Origin of the sequence: Flavobacterium sp. H122 (assembly GCF_004959765.1) — a bacterium.
In the GTDB taxonomy this organism is placed as follows: domain Bacteria; phylum Bacteroidota; class Bacteroidia; order Flavobacteriales; family Flavobacteriaceae; genus Flavobacterium.
The window spans coordinates 106,846-130,791 of sequence record NZ_SJZD01000006.1 but is presented as its reverse complement, the minus strand read 5'-3'; the positions used below and the strand labels follow the sequence as shown (position 1 = coordinate 130,791).

The 23,946-nt window shown below is 35.5% G+C and carries 23 protein-coding genes; 16 read left to right on the top strand and 7 right to left on the bottom strand.

Annotated elements, in window-relative coordinates; all coding sequences use genetic code 11:
* Positions 1-5 precede the first annotated feature (5 nt).
* The gene (locus tag EZM65_RS10655; protein ID WP_136668545.1) at positions 6-956 is read right to left on the bottom strand and encodes a nitronate monooxygenase family protein; all 951 of its coding nucleotides are present in this window, start codon (positions 954-956) and stop codon (positions 6-8) included.
* 171 nt (positions 957-1,127) lie between these two features.
* Between EZM65_RS10655 and rlmN the strand changes: the two genes are divergently transcribed.
* Positions 1,128-2,171: a 23S rRNA (adenine(2503)-C(2))-methyltransferase RlmN gene (gene rlmN, locus EZM65_RS10650; protein WP_136668622.1), complete on the top strand. Its 1,044-nt coding sequence runs from the start codon at positions 1,128-1,130 to the stop codon at positions 2,169-2,171.
* A gap of 45 nt (positions 2,172-2,216) precedes the next feature.
* On the opposite strand, the gene EZM65_RS10645 is transcribed toward rlmN, so the two are convergent.
* Positions 2,217-3,077, bottom strand: a complete 861-nt coding sequence (locus EZM65_RS10645) for a hypothetical protein (protein ID WP_136668544.1) — start codon at positions 3,075-3,077, stop codon at positions 2,217-2,219.
* Positions 3,078-3,188: 111 nt separating this feature from the next.
* Between EZM65_RS10645 and EZM65_RS10640 the strand changes: the two genes are divergently transcribed.
* From EZM65_RS10640 to dnaG, 6 genes are all read left to right on the top strand, one after another.
* Positions 3,189-4,169, top strand: coding sequence for a polyprenyl synthetase family protein (locus tag EZM65_RS10640; protein ID WP_136668543.1), 981 nt, complete (start codon positions 3,189-3,191; stop codon positions 4,167-4,169).
* 102 nt (positions 4,170-4,271) lie between these two features.
* Positions 4,272-4,832 carry an RNA polymerase sigma factor gene (locus EZM65_RS10635; protein WP_136668542.1) on the top strand — a complete coding sequence of 187 codons (561 nt, stop codon included), beginning with the start codon at positions 4,272-4,274 and terminating at the stop codon, positions 4,830-4,832.
* On the top strand, positions 4,819-5,514 hold the full coding sequence (locus EZM65_RS10630) for a hypothetical protein (RefSeq protein ID WP_136668541.1): 696 nt from the start codon (positions 4,819-4,821) through the stop codon (positions 5,512-5,514). The genes EZM65_RS10635 and EZM65_RS10630 overlap by 14 nt, the downstream gene beginning before the upstream one ends.
* Positions 5,515-5,530: 16 nt before the next feature.
* Positions 5,531-6,580 (top strand): hypothetical protein, encoded by a 1,050-nt coding sequence (locus EZM65_RS10625; protein ID WP_136668540.1) that lies wholly within the window; start codon positions 5,531-5,533, stop codon positions 6,578-6,580.
* Positions 6,581-6,716: 136 nt separating this feature from the next.
* Positions 6,717-7,955 (top strand): hypothetical protein, encoded by a 1,239-nt coding sequence (locus tag EZM65_RS10620; protein ID WP_136668539.1) that lies wholly within the window; start codon positions 6,717-6,719, stop codon positions 7,953-7,955.
* 97 nt (positions 7,956-8,052) lie between these two features.
* Positions 8,053-10,038, top strand: a complete 1,986-nt coding sequence (gene dnaG, locus EZM65_RS10615) for a DNA primase (protein ID WP_136668538.1) — start codon at positions 8,053-8,055, stop codon at positions 10,036-10,038.
* Here dnaG and EZM65_RS10610 read toward each other — a convergent pair.
* From EZM65_RS10610 to nadE, 3 genes are all read right to left on the bottom strand, one after another.
* Complete coding sequence (locus EZM65_RS10610; RefSeq protein WP_136668537.1) at positions 10,035-11,438, bottom strand: lectin-like protein; 1,404 nt, start codon at positions 11,436-11,438, stop codon at positions 10,035-10,037. The two genes, dnaG and EZM65_RS10610, sit on opposite strands and share 4 nt — an antisense overlap.
* Positions 11,439-11,455: 17 nt before the next feature.
* Positions 11,456-12,085 (bottom strand): response regulator transcription factor, encoded by a 630-nt coding sequence (locus EZM65_RS10605; RefSeq protein WP_136668536.1) that lies wholly within the window; start codon positions 12,083-12,085, stop codon positions 11,456-11,458.
* Positions 12,086-12,160: 75 nt separating this feature from the next.
* Positions 12,161-12,967 (bottom strand): NAD(+) synthase, encoded by an 807-nt coding sequence (gene nadE, locus EZM65_RS10600; protein ID WP_136668535.1) that lies wholly within the window; start codon positions 12,965-12,967, stop codon positions 12,161-12,163.
* A 92-nt stretch (positions 12,968-13,059) separates the two neighbouring features.
* On the opposite strand from nadE, the gene gldB reads away from it, so the two are divergent.
* On the top strand, positions 13,060-14,025 hold the full coding sequence (gldB, locus tag EZM65_RS10595; RefSeq protein ID WP_136668534.1) for a gliding motility lipoprotein GldB: 966 nt from the start codon (positions 13,060-13,062) through the stop codon (positions 14,023-14,025).
* A gap of 89 nt (positions 14,026-14,114) precedes the next feature.
* Positions 14,115-14,453: a gliding motility protein GldC gene (gene gldC, locus EZM65_RS10590; RefSeq protein ID WP_136668533.1), complete on the top strand. Its 339-nt coding sequence runs from the start codon at positions 14,115-14,117 to the stop codon at positions 14,451-14,453.
* A 26-nt stretch (positions 14,454-14,479) separates the two neighbouring features.
* Here the strand turns inward: gldC and yihA are convergent, their stop codons facing one another.
* Together yihA and EZM65_RS10580 are read right to left on the bottom strand one after the other, a co-directional pair.
* Positions 14,480-15,103, bottom strand: a complete 624-nt coding sequence (gene yihA, locus EZM65_RS10585) for a ribosome biogenesis GTP-binding protein YihA/YsxC (RefSeq protein WP_136668532.1) — start codon at positions 15,101-15,103, stop codon at positions 14,480-14,482.
* Positions 15,104-15,146: 43 nt separating this feature from the next.
* Complete coding sequence (locus EZM65_RS10580) at positions 15,147-15,914, bottom strand: alpha/beta fold hydrolase (protein WP_136668531.1); 768 nt, start codon at positions 15,912-15,914, stop codon at positions 15,147-15,149.
* 249 nt (positions 15,915-16,163) lie between these two features.
* On the opposite strand from EZM65_RS10580, the gene mraZ reads away from it, so the two are divergent.
* The 7 genes from mraZ to murD are packed head-to-tail and all read left to right on the top strand — an operon-like array spanning position 16,164 to position 23,936.
* Positions 16,164-16,637, top strand: a complete 474-nt coding sequence (gene mraZ / locus EZM65_RS10575; protein WP_136668530.1) for a division/cell wall cluster transcriptional repressor MraZ — start codon at positions 16,164-16,166, stop codon at positions 16,635-16,637.
* A complete protein-coding gene (gene rsmH, locus EZM65_RS10570) occupies positions 16,612-17,520 on the top strand; it encodes a 16S rRNA (cytosine(1402)-N(4))-methyltransferase RsmH (protein ID WP_211196213.1) in 909 nt (302 codons plus the stop codon). The genes mraZ and rsmH overlap by 26 nt, the downstream gene beginning before the upstream one ends.
* A 46-nt stretch (positions 17,521-17,566) precedes the next feature.
* Entirely contained in the window at positions 17,567-17,908 is a 342-nt protein-coding gene (locus tag EZM65_RS10565; protein WP_136668528.1) for an FtsL-like putative cell division protein, read from the top strand.
* On the top strand, positions 17,899-19,899 hold the full coding sequence (locus EZM65_RS10560; protein ID WP_136668527.1) for a penicillin-binding protein: 2,001 nt from the start codon (positions 17,899-17,901) through the stop codon (positions 19,897-19,899). The genes EZM65_RS10565 and EZM65_RS10560 overlap by 10 nt, the downstream gene beginning before the upstream one ends.
* Positions 19,900-21,360, top strand: coding sequence for a UDP-N-acetylmuramoyl-L-alanyl-D-glutamate--2,6-diaminopimelate ligase (locus tag EZM65_RS10555; RefSeq protein WP_136668526.1), 1,461 nt, complete (start codon positions 19,900-19,902; stop codon positions 21,358-21,360).
* Between the two features lie 11 nt (positions 21,361-21,371).
* A complete protein-coding gene (gene mraY, locus EZM65_RS10550; protein WP_136668525.1) occupies positions 21,372-22,601 on the top strand; it encodes a phospho-N-acetylmuramoyl-pentapeptide-transferase in 1,230 nt (409 codons plus the stop codon).
* 3 nt (positions 22,602-22,604) lie between these two features.
* Complete coding sequence (gene murD, locus EZM65_RS10545) at positions 22,605-23,936, top strand: UDP-N-acetylmuramoyl-L-alanine--D-glutamate ligase (protein WP_136668524.1); 1,332 nt, start codon at positions 22,605-22,607, stop codon at positions 23,934-23,936.
* Positions 23,937-23,946 lie beyond the last annotated feature (10 nt).

The window sequence follows — 23,946 nt, the reverse complement described above, 5'->3', positions numbered from 1 at the left end:
TTCAACTATTTAACCAAACCTTCAATTATTTTCTGAACCGGTTGGATAGATTTGGAGTATTCTATGGTGGGACCTGCCACCCAAACCGTTTTGTACGTGACTTCTGTTGCAGCTTTTGTAACTGCGTTGTTGCCAATCATAAAACGAATGAGTTTAGCCCATTTTTTTAATTTTTTATTGGTGTTTAAAAACCGCTCAAGCCAGTTTAGCTTAGTGCCTATTTTTTGAACATACGGAGTATTGATTACAGTACATGGTGTTCCGGAAATTTTTTCGGTCATGACAATGTCTTTTGCGCCGTACTCTACACAAGCCTGTTTGTATTCCTGTGATACTTTTGATTCTGCCGACGGAATAAATAAACTGCCAACTGAAACTCCTATAGCGCCGGCAGCAATCATTTTGTCTAAATCAGATTTACAGCCTACACCTCCGGCAGAAATTACCGGTAAAGAAGTGTTTTGATCTAACAGTTTTATTAAATCTTCAGGAGAAATTTCCCCCCTGTGACCGCCGGCCTGATTGTTTACCGCTATCAGGGCATCAGCATTAAGACTTTCCACTTTTTTGGCAAATCCTAAATCGGTTACATCACAAAAAACTTTAATCCCAACTTTATGCGCTTCGCGGATAGTTTCTTCCGGACTTCCTAATGAAGTGATGATGAAATCTACTTTCTCTTCGCATAAAACACTAAGTTGATCTTTGTACTTAATATTTGATTTATTTACAATAAGGTTAAATCCAAAACTGCCCCCTTCCGGTTTGTTGGCTTTCAACTCTTTTATTGCGGTTCTTAATTCTTCCAGTGTTCTGTAGTTTAAAGCCGGAATACAGCCTGCAACCCCGGATTTCATTCCTTCGATTACCATGGCCGCGTTGGAAACCAAAAACATTGGTGCCATGATAATTGGGTGTTTTATATCTAATAACTCTGTTAAAGATGGTTTTGCCATTATTAAATCAATTTTATCAAAGATATAAAAAAATTATATGCACGCATATAAAAAATCAATTTTGTTTTAGAATTAAAAAAAGCTTGTCCTTTGTAATTTGAGATTTGCTAATTGGAGTTTGCTATTTGTAATTTGAGATTTGTTATTTATAATTATGATTATCTTTGCAGCATGCAAATGGAAAAGAAAGATATACGGGCACTGACAAAAGATCAACTCCGCGATTTTTTTGTGGCTAATGGAGACAAAGCATTCCGCGGAAATCAGGTTTATGAATGGCTTTGGAGTAAAAAAGCACATAAATTTGAAGATATGACTAATGTTTCCAAGCAGACAAGGGAAATGCTGGAAGCCAATTTTGTAATTAACCATATTGAAGTTGATCAAATGCAGCGCAGTGAAGACGGTACCGTAAAAAATGCGGTTCGTTTGCATGATGGGCTGGTAGTTGAATCGGTTTTAATTCCCACCGAAACCAGAACTACCGCTTGTGTTTCGAGTCAGGTAGGATGCAGTCTGGATTGTAATTTTTGTGCAACAGCCCGATTAAAACGTATGCGTAATCTTGAGCCGGGAGAAATTTATGACCAGGTAGCAGCAATAGATTCTGAAAGCCGTCTGTATTACAATCGTCCGTTGTCCAATATTGTTTTTATGGGGATGGGTGAGCCTTTGATGAATTATCCCAATGTGATGAAGGCAATCGATAAAATTACTTCTCCGGAAGGACTGGGGATGTCGCCTAAACGGATAACAGTTTCTACCTCAGGGGTTTCAAAAATGATAAAAAAAATGGCCGATGATGAGGTGAAATTCAAACTGGCAGTTTCATTGCATTCCGCTATTGAGGAAACCCGAAATCAGATTATGCCGTTTACAAAGAACTTTCCTTTGCCTGAATTACGTGAGGCATTGGAATATTGGTACAGAAAGACCAAAAGCAAAGTGACTTATGAATATGTGGTTTGGAAAGGAATCAATGATGATAAAAAATCAATCGACGCATTGGTTAAATTCTGTAAACATGTACCATGTAAAGTGAATCTGATAGAATACAACCCTATTGATGACGGTGAATTCCAGCAAGCTTCGGAAGAATCAATCAATGCTTACATAAAAGCTTTAGAAGCAAACGATATTGTGGTAAAAGTACGACGCAGTCGTGGTAAAGATATAGATGCAGCCTGCGGGCAGTTAGCGAATAAAGAAGTGTAAAAAAAAAAAGAGGCTTTAAGCCTCTTTTTTTATGGTGTTTGTATTTTAGTTTAAAATTATAGTGTATTCAACACCGTTGAAAGTTAAAACTGCAAGATTGTCACAGTCTCCGTTTCCAAAATCTAAAACTGCAGTACCATAACCTTCAAATTTAACAATACCTTTTACAATGTTATGGCAGTTTAATTTAACAATTACTGGTGATGTAATTGTACTTACTATAGACCATCCTGATGTAGTTGAAGTAGTTGTCCATTGTCCGGTTACACTGTAAACATTGTCTGAATATTCAGGTGTGCTTTGTCCGGCAATAATTTCTGTTGTTCTTGAACCTGTTCTGTGTAAAACTTCCCCGCTTTTAAATGTAGCTGTAAAATCCATATTCATCACTACAATGGCATGGGTTTCAGGATTAGCGGCAGATGTTCCCCAGGAAATTGTAAAAGTTTTGTTTCCAACAATGGTTATGTCATTGTGTGAGAAGTTATCAAACTGATAGTTAACAGTATGTGAGGTAGCGTTTGGTTGGTATACAAAAGAAATAATAATTTTTCCTTTTAAAACATTACCATTTGGAAGGGTACAGCCGGTAGTTGTGCCAAAATCAATTGTTTTTGTAATAGTTGTTCCCGGGCTGATAGTTGTTCCATAAGCAGGAACTCTTGTTACTGTAGCACAACTGGCTACCAAAGAAGTTTGTTGTGTAGTTCTTAAAGTAATACCGTCTTGAGCGGTTAATTGTTCTTCTACAATTGCAGAAATATCTGATCCTGCAGCATCCAATTTGGCAGATGCCGACACTTTATCTTGTTTTACCTGAGGATTATCCACAGCTTCATCTTTGTTGCAACTCGTTAAAAATAAAAACAAGCTTAATAATGCGGTAATAAAAATTTTTGTTTTCATAATTTATGGTTTTGTGTTTAGGGTTAGACTAATATAACGAAAAAAGGTTTAAAATAGTTTTTGTTTTTTCAATTTTCTCGTTAGCTAATTTGTTTTATATTTGAAACGTTAATGGATATTGCTTCTCAAATAAAACAGCCTATAATACAGGAGATGGAACTTTTTGAAAAAAAGTTCCATTCGTCAATGTCTTCAAAAGTCGCGCTGTTAAACCGTATCACCTATTATATAGTTAACAGAAAAGGAAAACAAATGCGCCCGATGTTTGTTTTCTTGACTGCAAAAATGATTTCCGGCGGTGAAGTTTTAGAAAGAACGTATCGAGGAGCCTTGGTTATCGAATTAATTCATACGGCAACTTTAGTGCATGATGATGTTGTGGACGACAGTAACCGCCGTCGAGGTTTCTTTTCTATTAATGCTTTGTGGAAGAATAAAATTGCAGTGCTTGTTGGTGATTATTTGCTTTCTAAAGGGTTACTGCTTTCTATTGATAACGGCGATTTTGATTTACTCCGAATTATTTCTGTGGCAGTACGTGAGATGAGTGAGGGGGAATTACTTCAAATCGAAAAAGCACGCAGATTAGATATAACGGAGGATGTTTACTATGAAATCATCCGTCAGAAAACAGCAACGCTTATTGCTGCATGCTGTTCTTTGGCTGCCTGTTCGGTAAAACCTGATGATACCGAATTAATAGAGCGAATGCGTAAATTCGGTGAATTAATCGGAATGGCATTTCAAATTAAAGATGATTTGTTTGATTATTCTGAGGAAGCTATTGGTAAACCAACAGGAATAGACATCAAAGAGCAGAAAATGACATTGCCGCTTATTCATGTACTTAATAACTGCACTGTAAAAGAAAAAAACTGGTTAATCAATTCAATTAAGAACCATAATAAAGATAAAAAGCGGGTGAAAGAAGTTATTGCTTTTGTAAAACAAAATAACGGACTCGTATATGCTGAACAAAAAATGATTCAGTTCCAGCAGGAAGCACTGCAGCTAATAGGAAACTTCCCTGATTCTTCTTATAAAAAAGCCTTGATTTTAATGGTGAATTATGTGATTGAAAGAAAAAAATAACTTTTTTTTTCATTTGTATGCAACCTTTTTTAAACCGTTCCCGTCTATGTAAATAGAAGGATCGGCAAAAACCTTTTGTTTAAAAAATCAAGCAAAAATAAATTGAAAGTTGTCAGTTTACATCACGAAGAAAAAAAATTGATAGAGCAGGCTATGACTAACAACCGTCATGCACAGCATCAGTTATATTCGAGGTTTGCTCCTAAAATGTTAGGGGTATGCCGGCAATATATTAAGGATTTACAGCAGGCGGAAGATGTAATGATAACCGGTTTTATGAAGGTTTTTACAAATCTTTCAAGTTTTGAGCATAAAGGAAGTTTTGAAGGCTGGATAAGAAGGATTATGATTAATGAATGCATTTCATTTATCCGAGTTAAAAAAGATGTGAAATTTATGGATGATGAATCTTTTGCGGAAGACAGTCATAATTCAATCGAAAGCCAGCTGTCACTTGATGATTTGCAATTCTTGATTGATAATCTGCCTGAAGGGTATAAAATGGTTTTTAATCTGTATGTGATAGAAGGATACAAACATCAGGAAATTGCTAAGATGCTTGGAATAACTGAAGGTACTTCAAAATCGCAATTGTCAAGAGCCAGGGAAGTACTGCAAACCCAAATCCAAAAACTTAAAAACTACAGTTATGGAACCGAATGAATTAGAAAACGAAATAAGAGAAAAACTGGGAAAGAGAGAAATTTTACCTTCCGCACATGCCTGGGACAGATTGGATGCTATGCTTTCGGTTCAGGAAAGTATACCGGAGAAGAAAAGTTTTCCGTGGATGCAAATCGTTGCAGGTGTTATACTTTTTTTAGGGATAGGATATTTTGTATTTAATTCCGAAATAAATACATCTGAAAAAATAAATTCAAATGCTATAACCAAAATTTCAGCTGATACGTTAAAAGAAAATGTAAGTAAAGAAGAAATTGCTGCAACAAATTCTTCGGTTCAAACAAAAAACCAACAGGAAACGATTGTTCAAAAAGGAGCAGATGACGAAGAGAGAATTAATGAAACGAAAACAATACATCAAGTTTCCAAGAGTATTGAATCTGTTATTGAAAAAGAAACTCAAATTGCTCAGAATGATGTAAATAAAGAGGTAAAGAATGAGCAAAAAAATATTGAGGTAAGTAATCAGGCTTTAGCCGAAATAAAAGCACCGGTTGAAAAACCGAAGTTAAAAGTTGATCCCAATGCACTTTTAAATCAGGTGGATGGGGAAATCCAGCTTACATTCCGTCAAAAAGTAATGAAAACAATCACAAAAGGATATAGAGAAGCAAAAGAAGCTGTAGTCAGCAGAAATCAGGAATCATCGATCAATCATTAATCAAAAAACGAATAGTATGAAAAATTTTATTATTTATCTGGGTATTTTAATCCTGACATCAACTGTAGAGTTATTCAGTCAGGAAACATTTGAAGGTAAGGCAAAAGGAATTGCATACCGCATTGAAAAAATCACAAAGGAAGAAAAAGGGTTGCTGAAACTTCAGGTTGAAGAAATAAATAATGAGCTTGAGAAAGGAATTATCAACCGCGATCAAGCCGATGAAAAGAAACTCAAGCTGGCAGAAGCAACTGCGTCTAGAATTGAAAGCCGTGTCGCAGAGGAAGAAGCAAAACTTACTGAGCTTGTAAAAGAAAAAGTTGAGGGAAGAATAGCTTATTTAGACACTACACTTCCTAAAGGAAGAATGTATGGAAAAGGTATAAAAGTAAGAATAGGTGGTGTTGGAGATACAACAAAAGTTTCTGAGAAAAGAACTACTTCTCAATTGGTTTTTGCCGCAGGGGTTAATAATTTAGTGACTGGTAAATCAGTGGCGCATTCTGATTTCAGATATTGGGGTTCCCATTTTTATGAACTGGGATGGACTTATAATTCACGGATCTTGAAAGAAAACAACTTATTGCATTTTAAGTACGGTCTGTCAGTGCAGTATAATAATTTAAGACCAACGGATAATCGTTATTTTGTGGAAAACGGTAAACAGACCGTTTTGCAGACAGCTTCGCAAAACCTGGATGATTCCAGACTGCGGAATGTGAATCTGGTAATGCCTTTGTATCTTGAATTTGACTTTTCTAAAAAGCAGCGGCATAAAGGAAAACCATTTTATCAAACGCATAAAAGTTTCCGTTTAGGATTGGGAGGATTTATCGGGGCAAATGTAAAAACAAAGCAGATTTTGAAATATGAGCAAAACGGACATGATATGACCCTGAAAGAAAAAGGGAGTTTTAACGTGAATGATTTTGTGTATGGTTTGGGGGCTTATTTAGGTTATAAAGAGACGAGTTTGTATGTAAAATATGATTTGAATCCTTTGTTTAAAGATAATCCTGTTGATCAAAACAATATTTCGCTTGGGGTGCGTTTCGATTTTAATTAATTTTTTATTTGGCATAGTTATTGGTAAAAGTGTTTCAGGAATGAAGCACTTTTGTTATAAAATAACAGTTTATCGATTTTTTTTGTTATTTTAAAAAGTAGAAGTACTTTTGTCCTCTTGATTAAGCAGACCCCAAATGAAAAAACAACTTTTAATTGTATTACTGGCTTCAATAGGAGCTATTAATGCTCAGAACAAACAAGGAATAACAGGAGATTTTAACTGGTTTAATAACTGGACTAATTTCAAGCCTAAAACTACTGAATATGGTTCTCCCAGTCAAATTTTAAATGGTGTAGTTACTGAAAACAGGACTTTAAAAAAAGGAACTTATTTAATAATGGGCTCGGTTTATGTACCCAGTGGTGTTACCCTGACTATTGAGCCTGGTACAGTATTACGCGGCGATTCTGATTCTACAGGGACGCTGATTGTAACCAAAGGCGGTAAAATTATTGCCGAAGGGACTGAAACAGACCCTATCGTTTTTACATCCGACAAACCTTCATACGATAGAAAGCCTGGTGATTGGGGTGGCGTTATTATTTATGGTGACGCACCTGTTAACAGACACGGAGGTATGATTTCTTCAATTTATGATTCAAATCCCCTGTATAATGTTTTTGGAGGTACCAGTGAATATGGCAATTCCGGAATACTTAAATATGTACGTATAGAATTTGCCGGAAAAAAAATAAATGAAAAAACCATGCTTAATGGTTTGACTCTTGGGGCTGTAGGTAAGTATACTAAAATTGAATATGTTCAGGTAAGTCATGCAAAAGATGATGCTTTTGAAATAATCGGCGGTGTTTTTGATATGAGTAATATGATTTCATTTCAAAATGCCGATGATGATTTCGATTTCTCTATGGGGACTATATGTACAGTGAACAATTCAATTGCAATCAGAAATCCTTTTATCTCAGATAATACACGTTCCAGAGTTTTCGAAATTGATTCTTATGATAAGATTGAAAATTTTGACCCTACAAAAAAGAAAACGTATGTCAAATTGAATAATGTTACCATGGTAAGTAATGAGGACAATTCAATGGGATTGGTTAAAGAAGCGGTTTCTGTTATGTCTGATTCTTTTCTGGAAATGAATAAATGTGTAGTTGCCGGTTTTGCATCGGTGGTTGCTTTAGATGAAAAGTACCTTAATAAATCTAATTATAAACAGCTGAAAATCTATAATACTGTTATAGATAACTGTAATGAGTTTATTACGAATGAATTGCTGTATAAGTCAAGTGAAGCAACGGATTGGTTCAATGCTTCGGATAAATTAAATTATATGTCCAGAGTGGGTAATATGACATTGTTTAAAAATAACGATATTAAGAAAAAACCCGACTTTAGATTGAAATAACATTGGAAATTCCATTATAATATGAAACGCTTCTTTTTTTGAAGCGTTTTTCTTTTTTAGAAAGTTGTATATTTGATTCCTTTTTCAAAATTTATTGATGATTTCCAAAAGTACTATAGAAACTGTTTTTGAAACTGCCCGGGTTGAGGAGGTGATTGGCGATTTTGTACAGCTTAAAAGAGCAGGTACAAATCTTAAAGGTCTGAGTCCGTTTTCTGATGAAAAATCGCCTTCATTCATGGTTTCGCCGGTAAAACAGATTTGGAAGGATTTCAGTTCAGGTAAAGGAGGCAATGCGGTGACCTTTTTGATGGAGCACGAGCATTTTTCTTATCCGGAGGCTATTCGGTACTTAGCGAAAAAATACAATATTGAAATTGAAGAAACGGTACAGTCTTCTGAGGAAATAGCTGAAGCTAATGATAAAGAGAGTATGTATCTGGTTTCTGAATATGCGCAGAAGTTTTTTCAGGATGTTTTGCTCAATACTGACGAAGGTCAGGCAATAGGATTTTCCTATTTTAAAGAACGCGGGTTTACCACTGATACAATCAAGAAATTTGGTTTAGGATATTCTCCGGAAACCTGGGATGTTTTTACAAAAGAAGCTTTGGGTAAAGGCTATAAACTTGAATTTCTTGAAAAAACCGGATTGACAATTTTAAGGGAAGACGGACGTCATTTTGACCGTTTTAAAGGTCGTGTGATGTTTCCTATACATAGTATGTCGGGGCGTGTGCTGGGTTTTGGAGGACGTATTTTGACTAATGACAAAAAAGTCGCTAAATATGTTAATTCACCCGAAAGTGAAATTTATCATAAGTCAAAAGTGCTGTATGGGATTTTTTACGCTAAACAGGCAATTGCCAAACTGGATAATTGTTTTTTATGTGAAGGATATACTGATGTCATTCAGCTGCATCAGGCAGGCATCGAAAATGTAGTGGCTTCTTCAGGTACTGCTTTGACGCCGGACCAAATCCGCCTTGTAAACAGACTGACAAAAAATATTACGGTGCTTTTTGATGGGGATGCCGCTGGTTTAAGAGCTTCAATCCGTGGTATTGACCTGATTCTTGAAGAAGGTATGAACGTGAAAGTCTGTACATTTCCTGACGGAGATGATCCTGATAGTTTTGCTAAAAAAACGCCTCATGATGAGTTGGTGAAATATTTGCAGGATAATGCAAAGGATTTTATTCAGTTCAAGGCTTCTTTGCTGATGAAGGAAGCTAATAATGATCCTATTAAAAAAGCGGACCTGATCAGGGATATGGTTACAAGTATCTCAAAAATACCTGATAGAATCAAACGTGAAGTGTATATTCAGGAATGTTCCAGGATTATGGATATTTCTGAAGATGTTTTGTTTAATACTTTGGCGCAGCTTACTCAAAAAGATCTGGCTGATGCAAATAAAAAGTTTAAACAGGAGCAAAAAGAAAAAGCTTTTGAAGTTGTTAAAAATGAACAGCTTGCTGTAAATTCAAAAGTTGATGTACAATACCAGTTGGAAAAAAGGATTATTGAAATTTTACTTTTATATGGAGCTGCTCAGGAAGATTTTGCGGATTATTTGTACAAAGCCTCTGATGACGGTGAGGTAAAAGAAGTAAAAGAAATCAATTCCTATAAAGTTTTTCAGCGTATTTATATGAGTCTGCAGGAAGATGAGGTAGAATTGGCAAATCCTGTTTTTCAGGAAATTTACAACAATTTAATTGCTTATTTCAACCAAAATGAAAAGTTTGAAATTGAGCAGTACTTAATGCAGCTTTCTCCCGAAATGTCTCAGGAAGTAACTTCTATTTTGATGGAAGATGAAAATATGGCGTTGCATAATTGGGAAGTAAAACAGATTTATGTAAAACAAAAAGACCAGACCATCAGTCAGTATGTTACAGAAACGATTCTTAGTTTACGTTGGTTTTTAGTCAACAAAATTATTGAAGAAATGAAATTGTCTATCACCAATCAAGAGACTGCTGATAATACCGATACGCTTTCAATGGTGATTGATTATTCCAAGCTGGTCTTGAACTTTTCAAATAAGCTGGGAAGGGTAATGTCCAGATACAGCTAGTTTTTCTGTATTTTTCTGGTTACAAAGTAAGTGCCAGTGCTGTTTTTGAGTTTTCCGTTTAACAAATAAATCCCTGATGGAATTGGTGATTTAAAATTTATTTCCAAGTTGTTTTCACCAAAAGTAAGGTTGTCAAATTGTAAATATTCTATAGTTTTTCCGGTATAATCTATAAGGGCAAATGACATGTCTCCGGGTTCTTTTAGGTATAACTTCAAGGATATGCCTGATGTAAACGGATTTGGATATATGCTGAAGAATAAAATCTGGCTGTTATAATCATCTGTGTCCAATGTTAGTTTGCAGTTGGAATTGCAGCCATCACCGTCAATCAGATTGCCATCGTCACAATCTTCACCATTTGTTATTATTCCGTTGCCGCAGGAAGTTAATTTGCAGTTGTTGTCACAGCCGTCACCGTTAGTCAGGTTTTTATCATCACATTGTTCAATGTCATTTTTGGTGCCGTCTCCGCATCGGTTGGGAATTTCGCAAATTAGACCTGTAATGTAGTTAGTCATATTGCAGTCAGTATCTGACCAGGAGCCATTGTTGGATGTTACGGCTAAACAATCGCCGTTACCGGTACTGTTAATATCATTGTTTGGCTCGCCGGAAGTGAATTTTGAATAGGAAAAAGGTTCGGCAGTAACCCATTTAAAAGTTCCTTCTGTTTCAATATCGTTACCGCCAATCCATTGTTTTCCCAGTATTATAGAATTAATTATATTGGCTTCTGAATTGTTTGCAATTGTGGTTAAATAACCGTTTAAAGAAGTGCAGTAATTTTGTGCTTCCTGCCAGGTGAAAACTTTAGGTTCTATTGAAATATAACAATTGCCAGTGTCCTGATTGGTTATAAAAACACTTCCGTCAGGATATTTTTGAGAACTGCATATTACTCCCAGCCGGCATTTTCTGGTACACCCGTCAGTGTTTAAATTGTTGCCGTCATCGCATTGTTCTCCGTTTTCGATAATTTTATTGCCACAGGTGGGGGCAATGTTCTTTTTAGTGATACTGCTTGATTTGCCGGTAAGAAAATCATGAACTTTTTCAATTGGACTATATCCTTTCAGAACTTCAGGTTTATTGGGATTATTGTCTGATTTCAGTATAGTTGGAACCGAATTGATTTGGTAAAATTGAATGATCGGGTTGTTTTTTTCTTCGGTTATGTCAATCAGTGTTACGTTAAAAGACGTTTTTATATAAGCAATAGTACTGAAACTATTGCTTATATCTTTATCCATTTGCTGACAATAAGTACAGTCAGGTCTGTAAAAAATTATTATAGACTTGTTTTTTTTGGTATCGGTTTCCAAATATGAAAACAAACCCTCGTTTGCTAAACACTGCAATGAGAGTATAGCAAATACTGTAGAGAGTATTTGTTTCATAACTTTTAAGTTAAAAGTTATACTATTTCCAAAGTTTTTGCTTTGTTTACAAGATCTACCAAATTTGTGACATTCAATTTAGCCAATAATCTTAATTTGTAAGTACTGATGGTTTTTTCGTTAAGATTTAAAGCTTCAGCCACTTCTTTGTTCTTTTTCCCGTTAGATAAATAACGTAAAACTTCAATTTCGCGAGAGGATAATTTTCTGTATAATCTTTCTGATTTAGATTGTTTTGATATCATTGCCATGTTGCGTTTTACAGCTTCGCTGAAAATTACCGCCCCACGATTTACCTTAATAATTGTAGAAGCTAATGTTTCTAATTTTTCCGATTTCTCTACAAATGACGACACCCCCGCTTTGATTGCATTAGGTGCGTAAACCTGTTCGTTCAGATTTGAAAATAAAACTATTTTTAATTTCGGATGATTTTGCAGTAGCGTTTTAATTGCATTAATGCTAGATAACCCATTTAATTCCAAATCCATTACTAAAACATCAATTTCTTTTCGTTTCAGCATTTCCTCCACCATTTCAAAGTTGTCAATAATTCCTACGAGTGAAATATCTGAATGTTCTTTGAAATATGACTTAATTCCATAATGCACGACCGGATGATTATCCGCAAGACCTATCTTTACCATACTCCAACCATTTAAAATTTGTGTAAGTACAAATTTACAAAATAAAATGTTAAAAACAGGAAGATGAAAATGATTTTATTTGAATTCTTTAGGAATTAAACAAACGGGTATTGGATTCATCTTGTGCTGGTTAATGGCGTTTAATCGCTTGTAAATATTGAATACCTCTTTCTCTCTGCCTGAAAAGTTTTCTGAAGTTTTTCCTTCTTCCATTTGTTTCATCGCCCATTCCAATTCTTCATAATCGGCCCCAAGCTGGTCTTCGTCGCTGCGGTCATCGCCAAAAAGTCCGTCTGTAGGCTTTGCCTCCAGGATGGATTGCGGAACGCCTACATGTTTTGCCAACGCCCTTACATCACTTTTAAGTAAATCGGCTATCGGGCTTACATCTACACCGCCATCACCGTATTTTGTAAAGAAACCTACTCCAAAGTCTTCTACTTTGTTTCCTGTTCCTGCAACTAATAATCCATTTAATCCAGCAAGGTAATACAGCGAAAGCATTCTTAAACGAGAGCGTGTATTAGCTAAAGAAAGGTGTAGCTTTGCTTCATTGTCTGAAGTAGGTACTTCTGCTTTAAAAGTTTTAAAAACAGGTGTTAAATCAATACGCGTGTCAGATACGTTTGGGAAGCGTTTTTTTAATTGGTTAATGTGTTCGTAAGCTCTAAAGACATGGCTTTGCGCTTGATAGATAGGCATTTCGACACATAAAGTTGGTAGTCCTGTTTGTGCACATAATGTAGAAGTTAATGCTGAGTCAATTCCGCCTGAAATTCCAATCACGAAACCGTTGACTTTTGCATTTTCAGCATAGGTTTTCAGCCAGTTGACAATATGTTGATTTACTTTTTCTGCATTAATTGTGCTAATTTTTTGCATAACGATGATAGTATTAAAAACGGATGTATATTTGCAAAAATAATAATTTTAGGCAGATTCCGTTTCTGCTCAAAAGGTATTACATCTATTCCATGAAGAAATTTTTAGCACTGGCATTAGTTTGCTTAACCATAGGTTCTTGTAAAAAGAACGATAAAATTCAGGACGAAGCGGAAGAAATGAAAGTTTCGGTTGAAATTGAACGTTACGACAAGGCTTTTTTTAGTTCAAAACCTGCTGATTTGCCAAAGTTAAAACAGCAATATCCGTATTTCTTTCCAGAAACGGTATCTGATTCTGCTTTAGTTGAAAAAATGACAAATCCGCTTTGGAGACAGTTGTATGCGGAAGTGGAAAAGCGGTATGATAATTTTGATCTTGAAAAAGAAGGGATAGAAGATCTTTTCAAATACATCAAATATTATTACCCTAAAACGCAAATCCCTAAAGTGGTAACGGTAATTCAGGATATGGATCCGGAATATAAGGTTATTTATTCACCGGAGAAAAATATGCTGATTATTTCTCTGGAATTGTATTTGGGTAAAGAGCATAAGTTTTATGAGTATCCTGATTATCTGAAGAAAACTTTTGAACCTGCACAGATGATGCCGGATATTGTGGATGCTTTTTCTTTTTATAAAGTAAAACCGCCAACAGACAGGGATTTCCTGTCGCAAATGATTTATGCGGGGAAAAAGTTGTATTTAAAAGATGTTTTACTTCCAAAAACTTCAGATGAAGATAAAATTTGTTACACCACAGAAGAATTGAAATGGTGTGAGGAAAATGATGAAAATATGTGGCGCTTTATGATTGAACAAAAAATGCTGTATGATACCAATCCTATGCTGGTTACGAAATTGATTGCTCCCGCGCCATTCTCAAAGTTTGGTTTGGATAGCGATAATCAAACGCCGTCTCGTGTGGCAACATGGATAGGCTGGCAGATAGTAAAGGCTTTTATGGAAAATAATGATATACCAATGCAGCAGATGATGCTGATGGATGCGAAAGAAATTTTTCAAAAATCGAAATATAAACCTGTAAAAAATTAAATTATTAATTGCAATATGCTGTAAGCTATAAGCTATAAGCTGCTCAGTTTTTGCTTAATGCCTATTGCCTATTGCCTAAAGCATAAAAAATGGCAGTTACAAAAACATCAGATATAAATTTTAAAATATCATTAGACGAAAACCAGGTTCCTGAAAAATTGCACTGGACTGCAAAAGACGGAGGTGTGGAAAATGAAGAAGCAAAAGCTTTTATGTTGAATATTTGGGACAGCAACGCAAAAGAAACTATGCGTATTGACTTGTGGACAAAAGATATGCCGGTTGATGAAATGAAAATCTTTTTTCATCAGACTTTGGTAGCTATGGCAGATACTTTTGAACGTGCTACTGCCGATGAAAAAATGAGTGCTACTATGCGTGATTTTTGTGAGTATTTTGCGGAGAAGCTTGATTTAAAAAAGGAATAAAAAAGTCGCCCTAAAAGGCGACTTTTTTATATAAAATTCTCGTTACTTTTGAAAATTTCCTGATTTACTGCATCAATATATTCCAAAACGGTATCCCTGCCTGTGTTTTCCAATGATGATGTTACGAAATACTGTGGCATTTCCTCCCAGTTGTTAGCTAATAATGCCTTGCGGTATGCGGCAACATGTTGTTCTATTTTTCCTTTGCTTATTTTATCTGCTTTTGTAAAGATGATGCAAAAAGGAACGCCAGTTTCTCCTAAATAAGTAATAAACTCTAAATCTATTTTCTGGGCTTCATGACGTATGTCAATCAGTACAAAAGCACAAACCAGCTGTTCGCGTTTTTCGAAATAATCAGTAATGAATTTTTGGAAAACTTCTTTTGTTTTTTTGGAAACCCGTGCATAGCCATAGCCTGGTAAATCTACTAGAAACCAGTTGTTATTTATCTTAAAGTGATTAATTAGCTGTGTTTTTCCCGGTCTTGCTGATGTTTTTGCTAGGTTCTTATGATTGGTCAGCATGTTGATCAGAGAAGATTTGCCAACATTGGATCTTCCTATAAAAGCATATTCAGGTAAACGCTCAGGCGGGCATTTGCTTACAATAGAATTGCTTATGATAAACTCAGCGGTATTTATTTTCATGTTTTTATAAAATAAATTCCCCTCTTGTGAAGGGGAAATGTTATTATTTATGTTCTGCTTTATTTTCTAACCATTCTTCAAGAATTCGGTTGAATTCATCAGGATGTTCCATCATGGCAGCATGACCACATTCGTCAATCCAGTATAAGGTTGAGTTGGGTAGTAATTTGTGGAATTCTTCTGCAACATCCGGAGGTGTTACTTTGTCCTGTTTTCCCCAAATAATACCTGTTGGAACATGCATTTTTGGTAAATCCTTTGCCATGTTGTGGCGAATAGCGCTTTTGGCAATAGTTAATGTTTTTAATAGTTTGATGCGGTCATTTACTGTGTCATAAACGTCATCAACAATTTCTTTGGTCGCTATGGCAGGATTGTAAAATACGTCTTCGGCTTTTTTCTTGATATATTCATAATCACCACGTTTTGGGTAGCTTTCTCCCATTGCGCTTTCGTACAATCCTGAACTTCCTGTAATTACTAATCCGCAAACTTTTTCAGGGTATAATTTTGTGAAATATAAAGCAATATGGCCGCCCAATGAATTTCCAACTAAAACAACTCTGTCGTAGCCTTTGTAATTAATGAAATTCTTTAAATATACAGCAAACGACTTTACATTGGTTTTTAAAATGTTTTGTGTGTATAAAGGCAATTCAGGAATTACCACCTTGTATCCTTTTTTTGGGAAATAATCAGCAACTCCGTCAAAATTGCTTAATCCGCCCATTAATCCGTGTAAAATTACAATTGGAGTTCCTTCTCCTGCTTCAAAATATTTGTATTTACCGTCTTGTATTAAATTCTCCACGCTTTAATGTTAGTGTTTGTTTTATTTCACAAATATAATAGATAAATACGAAAAATGAATTTTTTGCTCTTTATAAGGGTGTTTTTTGTTGTTGAAAACCCGTCATCTTTTGGAATCACCTTAAAACGCACTTGTTTTCAAAGATTAGGGTTTTAAAAAGTTAAAACTTATCAACAAAGTGGTAGTTTGTGGTAAAATGTGGTAAAATTATTTCTATATTTGTCTTTAATCAGTGTAAAGTGTAACTCATTGAATACCATAGTAGGAACATACGAATGTAAGGCAGATTCTAAAGGCAGGTTGATGTTACCGGTGGCTTTAAAGAATCAATTGGCTGCATCGCTGCAGGATGGGTTTGTGTTAAAGCGATCTGTTTTTCAGCAATGTTTGGAATTGTATCCTATGTCTGAATGGAATTTAATGATGCAGAAAATCAATAAACTGAATCGTTTTGTTAAAAAGAACAATGATTTTATCCGTCGATTCACTGCAGGTGTTCGGGTAATTGAGATTGATGCGACTGGAAGATTGTTGATTCCGAAAGATCTGGCTGTTTTTGCTTCAGTGACAAGTAATGTGGTGTTGTCTTCGGCAGTAAATATTATAGAAATCTGGGATAAGGATTTGTATGAAAAGGCAATTGATGATTCGGTTGGTGATTTTGCTGATTTAGCTGAAGAAGTAATGGGTGATTTTAATTTTGATGACAATGGAATATCATAATCCGGTTTTATTAAAAGAAACGGTTGATGGTTTGAATATCAAGCCGGATGGAGTGTATGTGGATGTGACGTTTGGTGGTGGAGGACATTCCAGAGAGATTTTGTCCCGCTTGGGGCCAAATGGAAAGTTATTTGCTTTTGATCAGGATGAGGATGCCTGGGCAAATGCCATAGATGATCCTAGATTTACTTTAATCAAAGAAAATTTCAGGTATATAAGAAATTTTCTCCGCTTCAACGGAATTCGGAAAGTAGATGGAATTCTGGCGGATTTAGGGGTTTCCTCTCACCAGTTTGATGTGCCGGAAAGAGGATTTTCGACGCGGTTCGAAGGCGAGTTGGATATGCGGATGAGTAAAAGAAACGAATTAAGTGCATATACAATAGTTAACGAGTACGACGATAAGGAATTACGTCGTATTTTTTTAGAATATGGTGAGCTTAAAAATGCTTCGGCTTTAGCAAGAACAATTGTTGAGGCCAGAGAAAAAGAACGAATTGTAAATACAGAGGATTTAAAACAGGTTCTGTCAAGATATTTACCGGCTCATAAAGCAAATAAGATTTTGGCGCAAATCTATCAGGCTATCCGTATTGAGGTTAATCAGGAGATGGAGGTTTTAAAAGAATTTTTAGAGCAATCTCTTGAGGTTTTAAATGCAGGGGGTAGATTGAGTGTGATATCGTATCATTCTTTAGAAGATAGATTGGTGAAACGCTATATGCGAAACGGTATGTTTGAAGGAGAGCCTGAACGCGACATGTTTGGTCGATTTGAGGTGCCTTTTAAAATTATTGAAAAGCTAATCGTTCCTACAGAAGAAGAAATTAAAGTAAATAACAGAGCGCGCAGTGCAAAGCTGCGTGTAGCTGAAAAAATATAGTGATCAATTTGCTTAAGGCTTCTTGATCAATGCGGATAATTATAATATGAAAAACAAAATATTCAACATATTAAAAGCGAGATTTCTTCTGAATGAAGATGCATCAAAGAATTGGGTATTTATTCTTTTTTTATTGGTATTGGCAATTATAATGATTGCAAATACGCATAGTTATGAAAAGAAAGTTTTCCGCATAGCCGAATTGAATAATGAAGTGAAAGAATTGCGTTCTGAATTTGTAGACAGACGTTCGGAATTGATGAAAATAAAAATGGAATCGACTGTTGCCGAAAAAATGGCTGAAAAGGAAATTGTTCCTTCATCGGTTCCACCAAAAAAAATTAAGGTAGCAAAAGAAAAATCAGCTTGGGAAAAGCTATGGCAGTAGAAAATCGTAACATATTAAAACGTGTTTATGTAATTGCATTATTAATTTTAATAATGTCAACTGCTGTGGCTGTTAAGTTAAGTAATATTCAATGGGTTGAGGGTGATTACTATCGTAAATTGGCAAAGGAACGTACTATTAAAAACTTTGTAATTCCGGCTAATAGAGGAAATGTATACTCATCTGATGGTAGTTTGCTGGCAACTTCAATTCCGGAATATACGATCCGTTTTGATGCATTGGCACCATCACAGGAAAACTTTGATAAATATGCTGAATCATTGGCTGATTCACTTTCATTGATGTTAAAAAAGTCAAGTGGATCAATCTTGAATGAATTAAGAAAAGCGAGAGCCAATAAGAACAGATACATGTTGGTTGCCCGTAAATTGAGTTATACACAGCATGCTGCAATAAAAGGTTTTCCCTTGTTCAACTTGGGAGCTTATAAAGGAGGGATTATCATTGAACAAGAAACAGTGCGTGAGCATCCAATAGGTAAAATAGCGGCACGTACTATTGGCTATGAAAGATTTGATGAAAATGGCAAACTATTGCCTGTAGGTATAGAAGGTGCTTTTGGTAAATATTTAAACGGTAAAAATGGAAAAATATTAAAACAAAAAATTGCTAAGGGACAATGGAAACCTATCCGTGATAACAATGAGGTTGAGCCAATTGATGGTTTTGATGTTGTTTCTACAATTGATGTATATATCCAGGATATTGCACATCATGCTTTGTTAAAGCAATTGGAAGAATATGAAGCGGATCATGGTTGTGTTGTGGTAATGGAAACTAAAACCGGAAATGTAAAAGCTATTTCAAATCTGGGGAGAAGTAAAGAAGGTACTTATTATGAAACCATAAACTATGCGGTTGGTGAATCTCATGAACCTGGTTCTACTTTTAAATTAGTCGATTTAATAGCACTTCTTGATGATAAAAAAGTTGATACTAGTGAAGTTTACAATACCTACGGCGGAGTAGTAGTATATAAAGGAAAAAAAGTCCGTGATTCACATGAAGGAGGTTATGGAAAAATTTCACTAGGACGTGGATTTGAGGTTTCTTCAAATACAGTGTTGGTACAGGCGGTTTATGAAAATTATAAAGACAACCCAAAACAGTTTGTAAACCATATCAATAGTATGGGATTAAACAAGCCATTAGGTTTGCCGTTTAAAGGAGAGGGTATTCCTAGAATACCACAACCCGGTCAGAATGGCTGGAGCGGAATCTCTCTTCCTTGGATGGCATTTGGTTATGGAGTTTCTGTGACGCCATTACAAACGCTGACATTATACAATGCTATTGCTAATAATGGAGTAATGGTGAAACCAAAATTCGTTCAGGAAGTAAAAGAATGGAATAAGACCATCAAAAAGTTTGATACCGAAATTATAAATCCTAAAATCTGTTCTGAAGAGACTTTGAATAAAGTAAAAGCGGTTTTGAAGAATGTGGTAAAAAAAGGAACGGCTTCAAAATTATATTCGAAAGATTTTTCAATGGCAGGTAAAACAGGTACAGCTCAGGTTGACTATCACAAAGGAGATGTGGAGATGTATTATGCTTCCTCTTTTACAGGATATTTTCCAGCTGAAAATCCTAAATATTCTTGTATTGTAGTGGTACATAAACCGAATACATCAAAGAATAACTATTATGGCGCAGATGTGGCTGGTCCTGTTTTTAAAAGAATTGCCCAAAAGGTTTTTACAGATGTTCCTTCAACGGATCAAGTGAAGAATTTGAAAAAGAAAATTTCAAATCAGGAAAAAAGTTATGTGACCTACAACGAAAAGTTAAATAAAAAACCTTCGGTTATTCCTAATTTAAAAGGAATGCCGGGTATGGATGCTGTTGCTTTACTTGAGAATCTTGGGATGAAGGTAAAAGCTGTAGGTTTTGGAAAAGTAAAGAAGCAATCTATTCAGGCCGGACAGCCTATCATTAAAAATAATGTAATTGTTTTAGAATTATCATAAATGGATTTAAAAGAAATACTATATAAAGTTGCTATTGATGCAGTTCATGGTTCTACAGATGTGGAAGTGAACAACATTCATTTTGATTCTCGAAAAATTGAGAACAATGATGTGTTTGTTGCGATCAAGGGAACCGTTTCAGATGGTCATGCATTTATTGATAAAGCAATAAGTTTAGGTGCTTCGGTAATTGTTTGTGAGCATTTGCCGGAAATTATTTTGTCTCAGGTTACTTATGTAAAAGTGAATGATGCTAATGAAGCCCTGGCACATTTGGCTACCAACTTTTATGATAATCCTTCGCAAAAGCTAAAATTGGTTGGCGTGACAGGAACAAATGGGAAAACAACCATTGCTTCTCTTTTGTACCAAATGTTCAAAAAAGCAGGTTTCAAAGTTGGTTTGTTGTCTACAGTTAAAATTATGGTGGATAATGTTGAGCATAAAGCTACGCATACGACGCCGGATTCTTTGACGATAAATAATTATATGAGCCAAATGGTTGAGGCTGGTTGTGAGTATTGTTTTATGGAGGTCAGTTCTCACGGAATCCATCAAAAACGTACCGAAGGGTTACAGTTTGCAGGTGGTGTTTTCACGAATCTGTCGCACGATCATTTGGATTATCATGCTTCGTTTGCTGAATACCGTGATGTCAAAAAATCATTTTTCGATCATTTGCCAAAATCAGCTTTTGCACTAACAAATATAGACGATAAAAATGGAGCAGTAATGCTTCAAAATACGCAGGCAAAAAAATTAACCTATGCGTTAAAAACGTATGCCGATTATAAAGCAGTAATCCTGGAAAATCAATTAGCAGGCTTGCAGTTGAAAATTAATGATCAGGAAGTTTGGACACGATTGATAGGTACTTTCAATGCTTATAATTTATTGGCTATTTACGGTGTGGCAGTTGAGTTAGGAATTGAAAAAATTGAAGCGCTTCGATTGCTTTCTGAATTGGAAAGTGTTTCGGGTCGATTCCAATTTATTGTTTCAAAAGAAAAAATTACGGCTATTGTAGATTATGCACATACACCTGACGCTTTAGAAAATGTTCTGAATACTATTAATGATATCCGTACTAAAAATGAACAATTAATTACTATTGTAGGTTGCGGTGGTGACAGGGATAAAACGAAACGCCCTATTATGGCACAAATTGCAACTGAAATGAGTTCAAAAGTAATTCTGACCTCTGATAATCCAAGAACAGAAGATCCTGTGGTTATTATCGAAGAAATGGAAGCGGGAATTTCTGCAGAGAATTTTAAAAAATATACTTCTATTCTGGACAGAAAACAGGCTATCAAAATGGCTTGTCAAATGGCTGAAAAAGGGGATATCATTTTAATTGCAGGTAAAGGTCATGAAACTTATCAGGAAGTAAACGGAGTACGTCATGATTTTGACGATATGAAAATTGTAAAAGAAATTTTAGAAAAATTAAACAAATAACCAAATAAACTATGTTGTATTATTTATTTGAATACTTAGACAAAGTACTTGATGTTCCCGGAACAGGAGTATTTCAATACATTACGTTCCGTTCGGCAATAGCGATTATTATGTCGTTGCTCTTATCAACCATTTATGGTAAAAGGGTGATAGGTTATTTGCGTCGCCAGCAAATTGGAGAAACCGTTCGTGAATTAGGTCTTGAAGGACAGACTCAAAAAGCGGGAACGCCAACAATGGGGGGTGTTATCATTATATTTTCAACATTAATTCCTGTATTGTTGTTGGCAAGATTGGATAATATTTATGTGATTTTGCTTATTATATCAATGATTTGGATGGGGTTAATCGGGTTTTTGGACGATTATATTAAAGTATTCAAAAAAGATAAAGAAGGGTTAAAGGGGATTTTTAAGGTAATAGGCCAGATTGGACTTGGAGTTTTTGTTGGAGCTACATTATACTTTCATCCTCAGGTAACTATTCGCAATAGTGCGCCACAAACTAAAATTGAGATTAACGATACTCAAAATACAATCAGACCGATAATGATTGAAGAAAAATCTACAGCGACTACCATTCCATTCTTCAAAAACAACGAATTTGATTATGCGGAATTATTGTCGTGGACGGGGGATGATTATCGTGATTATGCATGGTTGATTTTTATTCCGGTGGTTATCTTTATTATTACTGCTGTTTCTAACGGAGCTAATCTTACAGATGGAATTGACGGACTTGCTGCAGGAACTTCAGCAATTTCAGTTGTCGCCCTTGGTGTATTCACATTTGTTTCGGGGAATATTATATTCTCCAATTATTTGAACATTATGTTTATTCCTCATTCAGGGGAAATGACCGTTTTTATAGCTGCATTTGTAGGGTCTTTGGTTGGTTTTTTATGGTACAACAGTTATCCGGCAGCTGTATTTATGGGAGATACGGGAAGTTTGACAATTGGCGGGGTGATTGCTGTATTGGCTATTGCGGTGCGTAAGGAAATGCTGATACCGGTAATCTGCGGCATCTTCCTGGCAGAGAATTTATCGGTTGTATTACAAGTAGCTTATTTTAAATATACTAAAAAGAAATACGGTGAAGGACGCCGCATCTTTTTAATGTCTCCTTTGCATCATCATTATCAGAAAAAAGGATACCACGAGAGTAAAATTGTAACGCGTTTCTGGATTGTGGGAATTTTACTGGCTATTGTTTCAATTGTAACCCTGAAATTAAGATAATCTATGCGACTAGTAGTTTTAGGAGGTGGAGAAAGCGGTGTAGGTACTGCTATCCTAGGGAAGAAAAAAGGATACGAAGTTTTTGTGTCTGATTTTGGAAAAATAAAAGATACATATAAGGAAGTTTTACTGCTTCATAAAATCAAATTCGAAGATGAAAAGCATACCGAAGATTTGATTTTAAATGCAGATGTGGTGATGAAGAGCCCGGGGATTCCTGAGAAGGCTCCCATAGTGAAAAAGCTGCTGGAAAAAAACGTTCCTATACTTTCTGAAATCGAATTTACAAATCAGTTTACTGATGCTGTAACTGTAGGGATTACCGGGAGTAATGGTAAAACGACCACTACAATGCTGACTTACCATTTGCTGAAACAAGCAGGATTGAATGTGGGTCTGGCCGGTAATATAGGTAAGAGCTATGCATGGCAGGTTTCTGAAGGGAAATATGATACTTATGTTTTGGAATTGAGCAGCTTTCAGCTGGATGGAGTGGAAACTTACAAGCCGCACATAGCTGTAATTACGAATATAAGTCCGGATCATTTAGACCGATACGAATATAAATACGAAAATTATATCGCTTCAAAGTTCAGAATAACAATGAATCAAACAGAAGAAGACTATTTGATTTATGATGCCGATGATGAAGCGATTAACAACTGGTTGAAAAATAATACAACCAAAGCAAAACTGGTTCCGTTTTCAATTTCACAAAAATTAGAATACGGAGCATATTTAGAAAACGATACAATAAAATTCAAAATAACAAACGAATCATTTGATATGCCAACAAATCAATTATCATTAGAAGGAAAACACAATGTTAAAAACGCCATGGCAGCAGCAACTGTTGCGCAATTATTAAAAATCAGAAAAGATACTATTCGAGAAAGTTTATCTGATTTTCAAGGGGTGGAACACCGTTTGGAAAAGGTGTTGAAAATTAACAATGTGCAGTATATCAATGATTCAAAAGCGACTAATGTCAATGCAACTTTCTTTGCTTTAGACAGTATGATTACACCAACTGTTTGGATTGTGGGAGGTGTTGATAAAGGAAATGATTATGCTGAATTGCTGCCGTTGGTTAATGAAAAAGTAAAAGCGATTATCTGTCTGGGAATTGATAATAAAAAAATCATTGACACATTTGGCGGGATAGTGGATGAGGTGGTTGAAGCAACTTCAATGAATGATGCTGTAAAATTTGCTTACCGCATGGCTGAAAAAGGAGATACTGTTTTGTTGTCACCGGCTTGCGCAAGTTTTGATTTGTTTGAAAGCTACGAAGACAGAGGCCGTCAATTTAAAGTTGCGGTTCAAAATTTGTAAAAGTTATATG

What these genes read in the sequence shown, in the direction of transcription:
- EZM65_RS10655 (WP_136668545.1), bottom strand. Translation starts at nt 956, where the DNA reads ATGGCAAAACCATCTTTAACAGAGTTATTAGATATAAAACACCCAATT.
- rlmN (WP_136668622.1), top strand. Translation starts at nt 1,128, where the DNA reads ATGCAAATGGAAAAGAAAGATATACGGGCACTGACAAAAGATCAACTC.
- EZM65_RS10645 (WP_136668544.1), bottom strand. Translation starts at nt 3,077, where the DNA reads ATGAAAACAAAAATTTTTATTACCGCATTATTAAGCTTGTTTTTATTT.
- EZM65_RS10640 (WP_136668543.1), top strand. Translation starts at nt 3,189, where the DNA reads ATGGATATTGCTTCTCAAATAAAACAGCCTATAATACAGGAGATGGAA.
- EZM65_RS10630 (WP_136668541.1), top strand. Translation starts at nt 4,819, where the DNA reads ATGGAACCGAATGAATTAGAAAACGAAATAAGAGAAAAACTGGGAAAG.
- EZM65_RS10625 (WP_136668540.1), top strand. Translation starts at nt 5,531, where the DNA reads ATGAAAAATTTTATTATTTATCTGGGTATTTTAATCCTGACATCAACT.
- EZM65_RS10620 (WP_136668539.1), top strand. Translation starts at nt 6,717, where the DNA reads ATGAAAAAACAACTTTTAATTGTATTACTGGCTTCAATAGGAGCTATT.
- dnaG (WP_136668538.1), top strand. Translation starts at nt 8,053, where the DNA reads ATGATTTCCAAAAGTACTATAGAAACTGTTTTTGAAACTGCCCGGGTT.
- EZM65_RS10610 (WP_136668537.1), bottom strand. Translation starts at nt 11,438, where the DNA reads ATGAAACAAATACTCTCTACAGTATTTGCTATACTCTCATTGCAGTGT.
- EZM65_RS10605 (WP_136668536.1), bottom strand. Translation starts at nt 12,085, where the DNA reads ATGGTAAAGATAGGTCTTGCGGATAATCATCCGGTCGTGCATTATGGA.
- nadE (WP_136668535.1), bottom strand. Translation starts at nt 12,967, where the DNA reads ATGCAAAAAATTAGCACAATTAATGCAGAAAAAGTAAATCAACATATT.
- gldB (WP_136668534.1), top strand. Translation starts at nt 13,060, where the DNA reads ATGAAGAAATTTTTAGCACTGGCATTAGTTTGCTTAACCATAGGTTCT.
- gldC (WP_136668533.1), top strand. Translation starts at nt 14,115, where the DNA reads ATGGCAGTTACAAAAACATCAGATATAAATTTTAAAATATCATTAGAC.
- yihA (WP_136668532.1), bottom strand. Translation starts at nt 15,103, where the DNA reads ATGAAAATAAATACCGCTGAGTTTATCATAAGCAATTCTATTGTAAGC.
- EZM65_RS10565 (WP_136668528.1), top strand. Translation starts at nt 17,567, where the DNA reads ATGAAAAACAAAATATTCAACATATTAAAAGCGAGATTTCTTCTGAAT.
- EZM65_RS10560 (WP_136668527.1), top strand. Translation starts at nt 17,899, where the DNA reads ATGGCAGTAGAAAATCGTAACATATTAAAACGTGTTTATGTAATTGCA.
- EZM65_RS10555 (WP_136668526.1), top strand. Translation starts at nt 19,900, where the DNA reads ATGGATTTAAAAGAAATACTATATAAAGTTGCTATTGATGCAGTTCAT.
- mraY (WP_136668525.1), top strand. Translation starts at nt 21,372, where the DNA reads ATGTTGTATTATTTATTTGAATACTTAGACAAAGTACTTGATGTTCCC.
- murD (WP_136668524.1), top strand. Translation starts at nt 22,605, where the DNA reads ATGCGACTAGTAGTTTTAGGAGGTGGAGAAAGCGGTGTAGGTACTGCT.